Source organism: Kitasatospora sp. NPDC091276 (assembly GCF_040684355.1).
Taxonomy (GTDB): domain Bacteria; phylum Actinomycetota; class Actinomycetes; order Streptomycetales; family Streptomycetaceae; genus Kitasatospora.
Window position 1 is genome coordinate 41,435 of the sequence record NZ_JBFBFU010000010.1, and the last position, 13,208, is coordinate 54,642.

Here is a 13,208-nt window from a genome sequence, read left to right on the forward strand (position 1 = left end):
ACCCCGCCATGCTCGACCGGCTCACCCACGCCCTGCGCACCGACCACCCCGACCGGCCCGCCGTCCTGCGCCACACCCGCCTGGGCACCGTCCGCACGGTGATCCGCCGCGGCGAACTCGCCGACCTGGCCGACGGCTACGCCGCCGCGCTGCACGCCCACGGCCTCGGCCCCGGCGACACCGTCGGCGTCGCCGTCCGGCCCGGGCCGCGCGCACTGGCCGTCATGCTCGCCGCGCACCGGCTGGGCCTGCGCATCGCCGTCCTCGACCCGACCGCCGGGCCCGACGTGCTCGCCGCCCGGCTCACCCTGGCCCGCCCCGATCTCGTCCTCGCCGACGCCGCCGCCCAGGCCGTGGCCGGCTGGGCCGGGCCGCTCGCCCGCCGCGCCGACCTCGCCCTGCCCCGCCTCACCGCACTCGGGCCGGTCGCCACCCTGGGCCGCCGCCTGCCCGGCTGCGCGCCGCACCTGCCCGGCTGCGCGGCGCACCTGCGCCCTGCCGGCGCGACCCCGCCCGCCCGACCTGACGGCGGCCCGGAAACGGACGCGGTGATCGTCTTCACCTCCGGCACCACCGCGCGCCCGCGCGCCGTCGTCCACACCCGGGACGGGCTGGCCGCCGGGCTGCGCACCGTCGCCGACCTGGTCGACCCGCGCCCCGGGACGGTCGTCCTCGGCGGGACGTTCTTCGTCCTCGTCCCGGCCCTCGCCGCGGGCGCCGCCGTGGTGCTGCCCGCCCGCCGCCCCGCCGCGCTCGGCCGCCAACTCGCCCGCCTCGGCCCCGCCCACACCTACCTCACCCCACCGCAACTGCGCGCCGCCCTCGCCGCCGGGGCCCGCTTCACCGGCCGGGTCTGGACGGGCTCGGCCCCGGCCGACGCCGCCCTGTTGCGTCGGGTCAAGCAGTCCGGCGCCCACCAGGCCTGGAGCGTCTACGCGCTCACCGAACTGTTCCCGGCCGCCGCCGTCGAGGAGGCGGACAAGAGCGCCCACGACGGGGACGGCGACCTGGTCGGAGCGCCCCTGCCCGGCGTCCGCGCCCGGATCGCCACCGGCGGTGGACTGCTGCTCACCGGCCCGGGCGCCCGCCACCGCTACCTCGGCGAGGACCCCGCCCCCTGGGTGCGCACCGGCGACCGCGCCGCGCTCACCCCCGACGGACGGATCGTCCTCGCCGGCCGCCTCAAGGACATGGTGCTGCGCCGTGCCGAGAACATCTACCCCGGCCTGTACGAACCGGCGCTGCACCTGCCGGGCGTCGAACTCGCCGTCCTGGTCGGCGTTCCGGCCGGGGACGGCGACGAGCGGCTGGTCGCCCTCGTCCAGCCGGCGCCGGGCACCGACCCGCGGCGCCTGCGCGAGGCCCTGCGCCGACCGCTCGACCGGATGGCAGCGGCCCGGCCGGACGCCGTCCTGTTCGGCGAGGTCCCGCTCGCGGGCCGCTCCCGCAAGCCCGACCGGGCGGCGGCCGCCGCGCACTGCGCACGGGAGCTGGACCGGTGACCGACCCCGTGACCGCACCGACGCCCGCACCGACGCCCGCACCGATGACCGCACCGATGACCGCATCGGTGCCCCCGCCGCCGCCGCCACCCGCCGCCGCCCGCCGGGCCCGCCGCCGGGACCGCCGGGTCTACCTGCGCAGCCACCCCCTGCTCTTCGCCCTGCTCGCCGCCACCCGCCGCCGCCCGGTGGTCCGGCTCGGCCGCACCGTGCTGGTGCACGGCACCGAGGCCTACCGCGAAGCGCTCACCCAGGTCCCGCTGGACCGCACCGCACCCGGCACCACCGGCGGCGCAGCGGCCGAACTCACCGTCGGCGGACTGCTGTTCGACCAGGACGGCGCCGAACACCGAAGCGCCCGCCGCGCCCTGGCCGGCGGCCTCGACACCGCCGCACAGCAACGGATCCGCCCGCACTGGCAGGCCGTGCTCGCGACGCGGATCCCGGACCTTGCCGCCGGCGAGCTCGAAATCGTCTCACTGGCGCGCGAGTTGGCCGGTGTCACGGCCGCCGCCCTGACCGGCGCGCAGTCCTGCCCGCACCGCCTCGCCCACGCCGCGGCCGAAGCCGCCGCCCACGCCGCCCGCGACCACCTCCCGGGCCTCCGCCGCCGCGGCCCGGACGCGGTCGCCGCCACGGTCGCCGCCGCGGCCCGGCTCGCCGCCCTGCTGCCCGACGCGCCCGACGCGCCCGACGCGCCCGACGCACGTGACGCACGTGACGCACGTGACGCCATGGTGGCCGTCGCCGCCGTGAACACCACCGTCGCCGCACTGCCCCGGGCCGTCGCCTGGTGCTCCGACGCCGGGCTCTGGCCGACCGTGAGCGAGACGACCGCACCCCGCCTCGCCGCCGAACTCCTGCGCCTGACCGCCCCGTCCCCGCTGCTGCCCCGGGTCGCCGCCGCCGACACCACCCTCGCCGGGCACCCCGTACGGGCCGGCGACCGGCTGGTCCTGGTCGCCCGGCACGCCGCCCGGGCCCACCGCCGCGGCCCGGCCGACGATCCCGCCGCCACCCAGGCCGTCTTCGGCGCCGGCCCGCACGCCTGCCCCGGAGCCGGACTGGCCCGCGCCCTGCTCGCCGACCTCCTCCTGGCGCTCGCCCCCCACCACCCGGTCGTCACCCGCGCGAGGGTCGACCGCCGCAGCGCCCTGCCCGGCTACGCCGAACTCACCGTCCGACGGGGAAGATCCTGATGCACCTCGCCATCACCGGCGCCACCGGCTTCTGCGGCGCCCACCTCGCCCGCACCGCCGCCGCCCTGGGCCTCGAAGTCTCCTGCCACGGCCGCCGCCCCGGCCCGGTCGGCCGCCACCGCCCCTGGGACGCAGACGAGGGCGAGCCCGACTTCACCGGCGCCGACCTCGTCGTCCACTGCGCCGCCGCCGTCGCCGACCTGCCCCCGGGCGATCCCGCCGAAGCCCACCAGCACGCCGTCAACGTCACCGGCACCGAACGCGTCCTGCGCGCGGCCGCCGGCCGCCCCCTCGTCCACGTGAGCAGCGCCAGCGTCTACGACCCGCGCACCACCGCCCGCACCGCCCCCGCTGCCACCGCCGCCCCCGCCGTCACCGAGGACCACCCCACCGCCGCCGGCCACCTCAACGCCTACGGCCGCACCAAGGCCGCCGCCGAACGCCTCGCCCTCGCGGCCGGCGCCGTCGTCCTGCGCCCCCGCGCCGTCTACGGCCCCGGCGACCCCCACCTCGTCCCCGAACTGCTCGCCCGCGCCCGGCACGGCCTGCTCCCGCTGCCCGGCCGCGACATCCCGCTCAGCCTCACCGCCGTCGCCAACCTCACCGACGCCTGCCTGTCCGCCCTCGGCCTCACCGGCACCCCGCCCTGGCCGCCCGGCGCCTACAACATCGCCGACGCCACCCCCTACCGCCGCGACGACGCCCTGCGCCACGTCCTCGCCGCCCACCGCGTCCCCGCCCGCATCGCCCACCTCCCCGCACCCCTCGCCCGCCTCGCCGTCCGCACCACCCGCATCCCCGGACTCACCCCCTACACCGTCGACCTCCTCACCCGCAGCGTCGTCCTCGACCTCACCCGCGCCCGCGCCCAGGGCTGGACCCCCACCCACACCCTCACCGACTACCACCCCTGACACCCGGCCGGGCCCGGTTGCCGCGACCGTGTCCATCCGACCCACCGAGCCGTACCTCGCAGACCCTCTCCGCGCCAACGACCGGTCAGGTCAGCTCGACGAATCGGTGGACGCGAAAGCACGTGAGGTGACATCGCCGCCTCGTGCCCGTCGTGGTCGGAGGTGCACGGTGACCAGCGTCGAGGAACTGGCCACGCGGGCGACTCTCGGTTCGACCCGGGTGGTGCCGGTGGTCGGTCACGCAGCGGACCGCCCACGGAACTCGCCGCCACGTCCGGTCGCCTCGGTCGCGGATGGAGTCGGGTGGTGGTTTCTCGGTAGGCCGTCGGTTCCAGCAAGGGCGCTTCGACATCGGTGCTGTCGGAGCCGTGAGCACAACGGCTGTTCCGACAGACCGATGTCCGGGCCTACCGACCTTGTTGCAGCACCTCGGCTCGTCGGCCTTCGCCGAGCTCCGGCCGGCCGGACTCACCGGGGGAGAGGGCCAGGGCGTCCTGGCGCGGAGCCGGTCAGGGGCGGGAGACACGGCCCCGTCGGGGGAGACGGTCGATGAGGAGGATCGCGCTTCGGGCCGTCAGGTAGCCGAAGGCGGACGGGATGAGGAGCTGAGGCAGCATCGCCGCGACCGACGCGTGGCCGCCGAGGAGTACGGGGGTGAGTACGGGCGGCGCCGCCAGGACGGTCGCGGCCAGGGCCGCGTTCCCGGCCGTCCGGGCGGTGAAGGCCAGGGCTGCACCGGTGGCGAGCGGGGCCCAGGTGCCGAAGCCGGAGGTGAGGATCCGCTCGGCGGACTCGCCGGTGATCGTGGCGCCGATGCCCAGGGCCGTGACCGTGGCGGCGAGCAGCCAGAGCCCGGCACCGGTCCTGCGGGTCCGGTCCGGCGGGGCGACCAGCAGGACGAGGGTGTTGAGCACGATCAGCCCGAACCCCCGGGGGCCGAGGCCGAGTTCGGCCGCGGTGCGGAAGTCGAGGTCGAGCAGCCCGAAGCGGCACATGGCGTAGAACAGCGGCGCCAGTACCAGCGACACCAGGGCCAGGGCCCGTGCGGCCGACCAGCGGCCGGCCACGACCGCGCAGGCCGTCAGCACAGCGGGGACGAGCAGCGACGTCGCCGCCAGGAGCGCGCCTCCCACCGGGACTCCGGCGGGGAAGCCGGGGGACTCGGGGCTGATGGCGAGCCGCAGGTTCCGCCACAGGTAGGTCGCCGCGTACGTTCCGGCCAGTATCGCGGCGAGCGGCGCCGCGGTGGCGAACGCCCGGCCCGGCGGCCGGTGGGAGACCATCCCCAGCCGGAGCCGGGCCCCGTGCCCGGCGACGTCGGCCACCTCGCGCAGCCCCGCCGCGGAGCCGGAGCGGGCGATCCGGTGCTGGGCGAGGTCGGCGACCTCCGCGAGTGCACCGGCGCCGTAGGAAGCCGGGTACAGCCGGAGGGCCCGTTGCAGCAGGCGCGTGTTCAAGGGGTGCTCCGAGGTCATGCCGTGCCTCCTGCGGGACGGGTCCAGGTCTGCGTCAGGCGCCGGTCGGCCTCGCGCAGTGCGGAGCGGAGGCGTTCGGCCTCGTTCCTGAGCGACTGTTCACCGTCCGGGGTGAGGGCGAACACGCGCCGGGGGCGCCCGTCCACCGTCTCCTCGCGCTCGACGCGGATCAGCCCCTCGGCCAGGAGCCGGTCGAGGGTGCCGTACAGGCTGCCGGCGCCGAGCCGTACCCGGCCTTCGGAGATCGCGGCGACCTCGTCGCCGAGCGCGTAGCCGTGCCGGGGCCGGTCGGCCAGCGCGGTGAGGAGCAGGAAGGTCGGCTCCTGCATGGAGCGTTTGTTCTTCACGTTCCCCACCATAGTACGGTGACCGTAGTGTCTGGCAAAGCCCCTGTGGAACGGACCCGGGCTCACCAGGAGCTGCTGGAGCCGGTGGTGACGGCGTCGTCGACGGCGGGTGGCGGTGACGTTCGCCGAGCGAGGGGGCCGGCACTCCACGCGACGGAAATCCCGTGGCTGCTGTGGTCCACGAGGAGGAGGATCGCCCGCAGGCATGCCCACCCTCACCCTGGAGATCCCGTGTACGAGACCGAACGCCTGACCCTGCGCCAGTGGCGGCCCGCCGACCGCGACCGTGCGCTGGACATCTACTCCCGCTGGGAGGTCGCCCGGTGGCTGGGCGCGGAGCCGAGGGTGCTGGCGGACGAGGGGGCCGCGGAGGCGCTGATCGGGCGCTTCCGGGAACGGTCGGTGAACCCGCCGTTCGGGTGCTGGGCCGTGGAGCGGCGGGACACGGCAGTGCTGGTAGGCACGGTGCTGCTGGCGCCGATTCCGGACGGGGACGGCGCGGTGACGGTGATGTGGTCCGTCACCGGGTGCGGGGCGGTCGGGGGAGCACTACCACGGGTCGTCTCGCCGACGAGGAGGGCGCGCCCGTGCGCCCGCAGGGTGTAGGCCACGTCCTCCCCGCCCGAGAGGGTGGTGGCGCTGGAGCCTCAGATGCTTGTCCGGGCAGACCTCCTGGAGGTGGGCGGTCACGGTCTCGCAGAGCTCGGGCCGCTCAGCGTGTCGTACGCCCCGGCGGCGAGTCGGCTCCGGATCGCGTTGTCGATCTCCACGACTCGCTGGGGGAAGACGTACCCGGCCGTGATCCGGTCCAGGGCCAGGCCGATGATCTCCGTGTTGGTAGGCATGGTCACGGCCTCCACTCTTCGGCGAGGAGCCCGAGGACGGCCTCGTCCGCGAACTCGCCGCACACCCAGGCGGAGCGGCGGAGCGTTCCCTCCAGGGTGAAGCCGGCCCTGCGGGCGGCCGCGATCATCGGAGTGTTGTCGGCGAGGGTCTCCAGTTGCAGCCGGTGCAAGCCGCGTACCGCGAAGCCGTACTGGCAGAGCACCCTGACCACGTCCGTGCCCAGGCCCCGGCCGCGCAGGCCCGGGCGCAGGGCGATCCCGAGGTGGGCGGTGCGGTTGTGGGTGTCGATGCCCCAGAGCACGGCCTCCCCGGCCAACTCCCCCGAGGCCAGCTCCAGTACGGAGAAGCAGGCCGCTTCCTCCGAGGGCGGGGTCAGCGCGTAGGGGGATTCTGCCGAGCCCGGCGAGATGGGCCGCCAGGGGCGGGAGTCGGCCCGGGACCGGACGGCGACGTCGTCGTACAGTTCGGTCTGCAGAACGGCTACGTCGCTCTCGTGGCGTGCGCGGAGGGCGATCTTGAGTCCTTGTATCATGTCACATTGCTATCAGGGCCGTGTCGGCCGCTCAACCGAATTGGACCCTCTCCGGCGCGTTGCACCGTCGCCGTCATCGGGAGTGCCGGAGAGGGGAGTTCGACCGGAGTCAGAGTGGCGGCAGGCGGCGGGCCAGGAGCTCCGCGCCGGTTCCGTTCAGGGTGCTGAACAGGACCGTCGTGCCGAGGGCGTCCACGCTGGGGGCGGTGGAGGCGCCGGGCCGCTGGCTGCCGTCGGCCGCCGTGCTGACGCGTTCGGTCCGGCCGGTCCACAGGTCGCGGCGGAAGACGTCCGCGACGCCGTTGGTGTCGCCGGGGACGAGGGCGGCGGAGTCGGAGGCGAAGTAGACCCAGCGGTCGTCGGTGGTCATGACGGCGGGCTGGGAGTCGACGGCGGAGACCGTGGTCACCGTGCCCGTGCGCAGGTCGCGGGCGTAGAGACGGACCTGGACGACGTCCTGCTCGCGCTCGAAGACGCGGAAGAGGGCGTAGCGGCCGTCCGGGCTGAGGCGTCCGGCCTTGGCGGCGTCGCGCAGGGCGCCGGAGGCGTCGATGCTGGCGCCCTGGATCCGGCCGGTGCGCGCGTCGTAGGTGTAGAGCGGGAAGAGCTGCCGTGCGGGCGGGGGCTTGGTGGCCGTCGTGGGCGCGGTCGGTAGCAGGTTGGTCGCCTTCGAGCGGAAGGCGACGGTCTGGCCGTCGGCGCTGAGTGAGGGCTCGACCGAGCCGCCGTCGGCGGGGGCGCCGTCGCGGCCGGTGCTGACCAGGCGGGTGGTGCCGGTCCGACGATCCGTCAGGTGGATGTTCTGGACGCCGGGCTGGACGCCGGGCTGGGTGCCGGGGGCGAGGTCGGTGCGGTCCGAGGTGTACGCGACGTACCGGCCGTCGGCGCTGATCGCCGGGTCGAGCGAGTTGCCGGCGTCGGTGCCCGCGGTGAGCGGTTCGGTGCGGCCGGTCCAGCGGTCGCGGACGTAGACGTCGAACCGGCCGCCGCCGTGCTGCCCGGGGACGACGTCGGCGGCGTTCGTACTGAAGGCCACGTACCGGCCGTCGGCGCTGATCGCCGCCTGGTTGGTGGAGCCGTCGAGCTGGCCGCCGTCGTCGGCCACGCTCACCCGCTCGGTGTGCCCGGTCCACAGGTCGCGGACGAACACGTCGTACAGGCGGTTGGTGTCGCCGGGCACCAGGTTGGCGGCCAGCGAGGTGAAGAGGGCGTAGCGGCCGTCGGCGCTCAGGCCGAGCGGCTCCGACCAGTCGTCGGCCGGGGTGCCGTCGGGGGCGACGTTCACCGTGACGGTGCCCTCCGGGAGCGGCGCGGCCTGGGCCTGGGCCTGGACCTGGGCCGTGGTGGCGGCCAGGAGCGCGGCTGCCAGCACGCTGCCGGCCCGTACCGCCGACCGGCCGCGGGTCCTCGCGTTCGTCCGTTCCACCTGAACCGTCCTCCCCTTGCCTCGGGCCGTACCGCCTCCCGCCCCCGCCGGCCGGCTCGGGGCGAGCCAACCGCCCGGCCGTACCGGCGGTCAACGGGGCCGGACCGGTCATGGACACGATTTCGCCAACTCCCCTCCACCTCCCGACCACGGCGAACGCCGGTCCGGCCGGACCCGGTGGGCCTGCCACCTGCGGGATCCGGGAGTTCGGGAATGACCGTTGACGAACCCTTTGCCGGAACGCGCTGGACGTGGCGGCCACGGTCCGGCACATCCGCGACCTCCAGCGGGACGTCCCCGCCGGCGGCCTGGATTCGTTCACGTGAAGTGGCAGCGTTCGGGCGGCTGCTCGGCGGCTGCTGGGCGGCTGTTGGGCGGATCAGGCTCCCCTGGAACCGATGATCCGGGGAACCGCAGAATCGGAGAACCGGGGAACCGGGAGGCGCCCTACCGGCGGACCGCCGAGACCAGTCCGCCGGGCTGCTCCTCGCGCTGCGCCGGGGTGCTGACCGGGCGGCCGTAGGCGGCGGCGCGCTCGCGCAGGGTGTGGCTGTCGGCCTCCCAGCCGTGCCCGGCCAGCCAGCGCACCGGGTCGTCGGGCATCTCCGAGACCCACATGGACGCCGCAGAGCCGGGCACGGCGTCCGCGCCGAAGCGCTCGATCACGCCGCGCGAGCCCAACGTCAGCCCCATCCGACTGCCTGCCGCCGACTGCGCGCTGATCCGGGCCAGCAGCAGCTCCACCGCGTCCTCGGGCAGATAGATCAGCAGTCCTTCGGCGATCCACACGGTCGGCGCGGCCGGGTCGTGCCCTGCGGCGGCCAGCGCGGCCGGCCAGTCCTCCCGCAGATCCGCCGCGACGGTGATCCGCTCGCAGCGTGCGACGGCCCGCTCCTGGCGCAGCACCGAGGCCTTGAAGTCCAGTGGTGCGGAGGTGTCGACCTCGAACAGCCGGGTGCCCTCGGGCCAGTCCATCCGGAAGGCGCGGCTGTCCATGCCGGCGCCGAGCAACACGACCTGCCGGACCCCGGACGCGGAGGCCTGCCGCAACAGGTCGTCGAGGAACTTCGTCCTGATGACGATGGAGAACGACACGGCCAGTCGGCGGCGGCGCGCGGCCTCGTCAGCGGGTGGCGGCGAGGAGGGCCACAGGCCGCCGGCGGTGGCGAAGGCCTGTGCCAGCGGGTCGCGGAACAACGCGTCCACCCGCTCGGTCTCCAGCGCCCGCACCCTGGCCACCCCCACCGCCGTGGCCCACACTCCCGACGGCTGCACCCGCTCCTGCTCATCAGTCACCGCGCCAGCCTAGATGATCGATCCCGAGGGGCCTGATGAGGGGAGCCGGGTTCATGGGCGGCCGGCCGCGCATGCGCGCACTGACCGCCAACCTTGAGTCGCTTCGGTCGCTCCGGTCGCTGACGAGTCGCTGCACCGGCCTCCGCACCGGCCTCCGCACCGGCCTCCGCACCGGCCTCCGCACCGGCCTCCGGAACGGCGACCCGTCGCCGGGTCTCGATGACGACGCCCGGCAGGAGTGCTACTCAGGGGCAGGGACGGGCCCGCCGGGACGGAAGCGCTCCACCCCGACGATGTGCCGCACCTTGAGCGGGCGCACGATCACCGCGACCCGCTGCTCACCGGGCATGGTCCACTCGAAGCGTTCGACGCCCAGGTACTTGCGGGCCAGCCGGTCCATCCGGTCGTGCGCCTCCTCGCCCTCGATGAAGCGGGCCACCACGCCACTGATCTGCACGCGGTCGAAGGGGTCGGTGGCGTCCGCGTGCGAGAGGTAGACGCGCGGGTCGCGACGGAGGTTCTCCTCCTTCACCCGCCCCACCGAGGTGTTGAACGTCAGTTCCCCCTCGCCCTCCAGATCCACCCACATCGGGCTGACCTGCGGTGCTCCGTCGGCGAACACGGTGCCGACGTACCAGATGTTGGGTGCCCGCAGCCGGGCGCGGACGGCTTCGTCGAATGTCGCGGTCATCCCGGGAGGCTAGCAACCACGAAGGGGGCGGTTCGCTTCGAGTGAAGCCACGTTCGAGTGAGGCCGCGAGGGCGCGTCCTCCCGCCGGGTCACCGTTCGGCCGGCACCTCCGGTTCGGAGGCGCCGGCCGGGGCTCCGCGCGAACCGAGGAGCTGCGCGACCGGATCGGCGCTGCCCGAGGCGCTCAGCTCCTGCACCAGCTCGCAGTTCCTGGCGATCCTGCTGGAGACCCATTCGCGCAGCCACTCGGACAGCTGCGGGAGCGGCAGGTCGGACGGGGCCAGCCCGGCGAGCACGCACCCGGTTGCCGCCGCTCCGCCGACGTTGACGACCACGTCCGGCAGGACGGTGTGGCCGGCCTCGCGCAGCAACCGGCGGGCGGGTGGGGTGCAGCTCAGGTTTCCGCCCTCGACCACCAGGCCGGCCCGGACCGCCGGCACCGCCTCCTCGTCGACCGCGGAGGCGGAGGCCGCCAGCACCAGCACGTCGGCGTCGACGTGCAGCCACGCCTGTCCGGGCCCGTGGACGGTGACCCGGGCGGGCAGCCGGCTCCGGTCGATCGTGCCGTCGCTGCTGGTGAGCGCGGCGAGTTCGGCGACGGGCAGTCCGCGCTGGTCCTCGATGGTGCCCCGGACGTCGGCCACGGCCACCACCGAGTGGCCGTGGGCGGACAGGTGGCCGGCCACCGCGCGCCCGACGGTGCCGAAGCCCTGGATCGCGATGCGCTGCGGGGTCCGCGCACCGGAGGCCCGTAGGGCGCCGAGCACCGCGACGGCCACGCCGAACCCGGTGATGTCGGCCATGTGGTCCCACAGTTCGGCCCAGTCGACGGTGAGACGGGTGGTGCCGGGGCGGCGGGTGACGTCGTACCCGGCGGCCTCGAAGGCGACCTGCCGGTCGGCGTAGGTGGTGCCCTGGTCGCATCCCAGGTACACCCCGCCGTGCAGCAGCGGGGCCGCGGCGCGGCCGAACCCCCGCATCACCGCCCGCCGTTCGACGGTGGCGCCCGGATCGGGTGCGATGCCGGCCTTGGCGCCACCGATGGGCAGGCCGACCAGTGCCAGCTTGTGGGTCATCGCCCTGGCGAGCCCGGTCAGCTCCTGTTCGGTCACCGTCCGGGTCATCCTGGTGCCGCCCAGGGCCAGGCCGTCGACCATGGAGTCGACGACGACCCAGCCCCGGGCCTGGCACCCCGGGAGGTTCAGGGTGGTGGAGAGCAGGGGCTCGGCCACCGGGCGCGCGCCGTGCGGTGCGAGCGTCCGGTTCACTGCGCACCGTCCTCCGGGACGGACCGCAGGCGCAGGCTGCGGGGGCGCATGTCGGTCCACACGTGTTCGATGTGCGCGAGGCATTCGTCCTTCGCGCCCCGGACGCCGACCTCGCGCCAGCCCGCCGGCGACTCGCGGTCGGCGGACCAGATCGAGTACTGCTCCTCGTCGTTGACGACGACCTTCCACTGCTCGGATGCTTCGCTGGTCATGCCGTTACCTCCAGATGTCGGTGGTCGGGGGGTCCGCCGGGCGGCGGACGGGTGGAGCCGGTTCGCGGCCGGCGTCGAGACGGGTGCCAAGATGGGAGTCGAGGTGGGTGTCGAGGTGGGTGCCAAGACGGGAGTCGAGGTGGGTGTCGAGGCCGTCCAGCCATTGCGGAAGGCTGGTGGCGCGCAGGAGGCCCGTTCCGATGAGTACACCGGCGAAGCCCTCACCGAGCAGGCGGGCGGCGTCGTCGGGGCCGCGGATGGCCCCGGCACTCACCGGGCACCGGGTACCGCTGCCCAGCACCGCGGGCAGGAGTGACGAGCTTCGCCCGAGGTCGCCCGCGCCGCGTTCGCGGGTGGCGATGTCCTTGTTGTTCACCGCGACCACGCACTCCTCGGCGCGCGGCACGCGGCTGATCTCCTCCTCGGTGGTGACCTCGACGAACGGCGTCAGGCCCAGGCTCAGGCCGAGCTCGACCAGATGGCCCAGGGTGGCGCGCGGCAGCAGCGCGGCGGTGAGCAGGACCGCGGACGCGCCGCTCTCGCGGGCCTGGTGCAGTTGGCTCCGGCGGGTGATGAAGTCCTTCTGCAGCACGGGCAGGTCCGTTGCCGCCACGACCTCGTGCAGCAGGTCCGGGGTGCCGCCGAACCACCGGCCGGTCACCACGGACAGGCACGGTGCGCCGACGTCCTGGTAGTCGGCGACCAGCCGGGCGGCCGACCTGTCACCGAACAGGTCGTGCCCGGCGGCGTCCTGCCGCTTGAGCTCCATGATCACCGGTCGGCGGGCGTCCAGCAGCGCCTCGATGAACGCGGCCGTCATCTAGGCCCTCGCTTTCGGATCACGCCAGCCGCGCCGTACGGCCGTGACCCGGTCGGCGCTCAGCCGTCCGTCGCCGTCCCTGGCCGCCGTGTCCACGTCGATGCCCAGGAACAGGGGGTGGTCCAGCACCGCCCGGTAGTCCTCCCGGTTGTCGGCCGAGATGCCGCCGGCCAGCAGGAAGGGCCGCGAGAGGCGGTCCGCGATCTCGATGACGGCCCCGCAGTCCGCCGGTTGCCCGGTGCTGCCGATCCGGCCGTCCCCGGCGACCGCGTCCAGCAGGAAGAGGTCCGTTCCGGCCCGCTCGTACGCCGCGATCAGGGACCGCTCCGCGCGGGTGTCCGCGCCGAGGTGCAGCACCTTGACCACGGTGAGGTCCGTGGCGCCCTTCAGGGCGCGGACCAGGCCCGGCGGCTGGTAGCCGTGCAGTTGGACCCACCGGACCCGGGCCGCGGCCGTCGCCGCGCGCAGCGTCTCGGCGTTGTTGAGGAAGGTCACGAGGACCGGATGCATGCGCGCCGTTCGGTGTACGGCGTCTGCGAGGGAGGTGAGTTGACTGAGCGTCAGGTCGGCACGGCCGCCTGGGACGCCGTGCCACAGGCCGACGAAGTCGGCGCCGGCGCTGTCGAGCGAGGCCACGTCCTCGGCCGAGGCGGCTCCGCAGATCTTGACCAGCATCAGGT

The 13,208-nt window shown here is 75.2% G+C and carries 15 protein-coding genes; 4 read left to right on the forward strand and 11 right to left on the reverse strand.

Annotated features, from left to right (window positions below):
* Positions 1-8 precede the first annotated feature (8 nt).
* Genes AB0O19_RS14640 through AB0O19_RS14650 form a run of 3 tightly spaced genes read left to right on the forward strand, consistent with a single transcriptional unit; the run spans position 9 to position 3,615 of the window.
* Positions 9-1,502 (forward strand): class I adenylate-forming enzyme family protein, encoded by a 1,494-nt coding sequence (locus AB0O19_RS14640; RefSeq protein WP_363619598.1) that lies wholly within the window; start codon positions 9-11, stop codon positions 1,500-1,502.
* Positions 1,499-2,701 carry a cytochrome P450 gene (locus AB0O19_RS14645; RefSeq protein WP_363619600.1) on the forward strand — a complete coding sequence of 401 codons (1,203 nt, stop codon included), beginning with the start codon at positions 1,499-1,501 and terminating at the stop codon, positions 2,699-2,701. Before AB0O19_RS14640 ends, AB0O19_RS14645 begins: the two co-directional genes overlap by 4 nt.
* Positions 2,701-3,615 carry an NAD(P)-dependent oxidoreductase gene (locus AB0O19_RS14650; protein WP_363619602.1) on the forward strand — a complete coding sequence of 305 codons (915 nt, stop codon included), beginning with the start codon at positions 2,701-2,703 and terminating at the stop codon, positions 3,613-3,615. The genes AB0O19_RS14645 and AB0O19_RS14650 overlap by 1 nt, the downstream gene beginning before the upstream one ends.
* A 509-nt stretch (positions 3,616-4,124) precedes the next feature.
* Here the strand turns inward: AB0O19_RS14650 and AB0O19_RS14655 are convergent.
* Together AB0O19_RS14655 and AB0O19_RS14660 are read right to left on the reverse strand one after the other, a co-directional pair.
* On the reverse strand, positions 4,125-5,090 hold the full coding sequence (locus AB0O19_RS14655; RefSeq protein ID WP_363619604.1) for a hypothetical protein: 966 nt from the start codon (positions 5,088-5,090) through the stop codon (positions 4,125-4,127).
* On the reverse strand, positions 5,087-5,419 hold the full coding sequence (locus AB0O19_RS14660; RefSeq protein WP_079136622.1) for a PadR family transcriptional regulator: 333 nt from the start codon (positions 5,417-5,419) through the stop codon (positions 5,087-5,089). Before AB0O19_RS14660 ends, AB0O19_RS14655 begins: the two co-directional genes overlap by 4 nt.
* A 249-nt stretch (positions 5,420-5,668) precedes the next feature.
* Between AB0O19_RS14660 and AB0O19_RS14665 the strand changes: the two genes are divergently transcribed.
* The gene (locus AB0O19_RS14665) at positions 5,669-6,043 is read left to right on the forward strand and encodes a GNAT family N-acetyltransferase (RefSeq protein ID WP_363619606.1); all 375 of its coding nucleotides are present in this window, start codon (positions 5,669-5,671) and stop codon (positions 6,041-6,043) included.
* An 80-nt stretch (positions 6,044-6,123) separates the two neighbouring features.
* Here AB0O19_RS14665 and AB0O19_RS14670 read toward each other — a convergent pair whose 3' ends face one another.
* The 9 genes from AB0O19_RS14670 to AB0O19_RS14710 all read right to left on the reverse strand — a co-directional run bounded on the left by AB0O19_RS14670 (position 6,124) and on the right by AB0O19_RS14710 (position 13,203).
* Positions 6,124-6,282 (reverse strand): hypothetical protein, encoded by a 159-nt coding sequence (locus AB0O19_RS14670; RefSeq protein ID WP_363619608.1) that lies wholly within the window; start codon positions 6,280-6,282, stop codon positions 6,124-6,126.
* 2 nt (positions 6,283-6,284) lie between these two features.
* On the reverse strand, positions 6,285-6,815 hold the full coding sequence (locus tag AB0O19_RS14675; protein WP_363619610.1) for a GNAT family protein: 531 nt from the start codon (positions 6,813-6,815) through the stop codon (positions 6,285-6,287).
* 109 nt (positions 6,816-6,924) lie between these two features.
* Complete coding sequence (locus AB0O19_RS14680; protein ID WP_363619612.1) at positions 6,925-8,241, reverse strand: hypothetical protein; 1,317 nt, start codon at positions 8,239-8,241, stop codon at positions 6,925-6,927.
* Between the two features lie 447 nt (positions 8,242-8,688).
* Positions 8,689-9,537, reverse strand: a complete 849-nt coding sequence (locus tag AB0O19_RS14685; protein WP_363619614.1) for a class I SAM-dependent methyltransferase — start codon at positions 9,535-9,537, stop codon at positions 8,689-8,691.
* Between the two features lie 241 nt (positions 9,538-9,778).
* Positions 9,779-10,228 (reverse strand): TIGR03618 family F420-dependent PPOX class oxidoreductase, encoded by a 450-nt coding sequence (locus tag AB0O19_RS14690; RefSeq protein WP_363619616.1) that lies wholly within the window; start codon positions 10,226-10,228, stop codon positions 9,779-9,781.
* An 89-nt stretch (positions 10,229-10,317) separates the two neighbouring features.
* Complete coding sequence (locus AB0O19_RS14695) at positions 10,318-11,496, reverse strand: Glu/Leu/Phe/Val dehydrogenase dimerization domain-containing protein (protein ID WP_363619618.1); 1,179 nt, start codon at positions 11,494-11,496, stop codon at positions 10,318-10,320.
* The gene (locus AB0O19_RS14700) at positions 11,493-11,708 is read right to left on the reverse strand and encodes an MbtH family NRPS accessory protein (RefSeq protein ID WP_363378543.1); all 216 of its coding nucleotides are present in this window, start codon (positions 11,706-11,708) and stop codon (positions 11,493-11,495) included. The genes AB0O19_RS14695 and AB0O19_RS14700 overlap by 4 nt, the downstream gene beginning before the upstream one ends.
* Positions 11,709-11,712: 4 nt before the next feature.
* Positions 11,713-12,528, reverse strand: a complete 816-nt coding sequence (locus AB0O19_RS14705; protein ID WP_363619620.1) for an indole-3-glycerol-phosphate synthase — start codon at positions 12,526-12,528, stop codon at positions 11,713-11,715.
* Positions 12,529-13,203 carry an N-(5'-phosphoribosyl)anthranilate isomerase gene (locus AB0O19_RS14710; RefSeq protein ID WP_363619622.1) on the reverse strand — a complete coding sequence of 225 codons (675 nt, stop codon included), beginning with the start codon at positions 13,201-13,203 and terminating at the stop codon, positions 12,529-12,531. It lies immediately after the preceding gene.
* Positions 13,204-13,208: the final 5 nt, after the last annotated feature.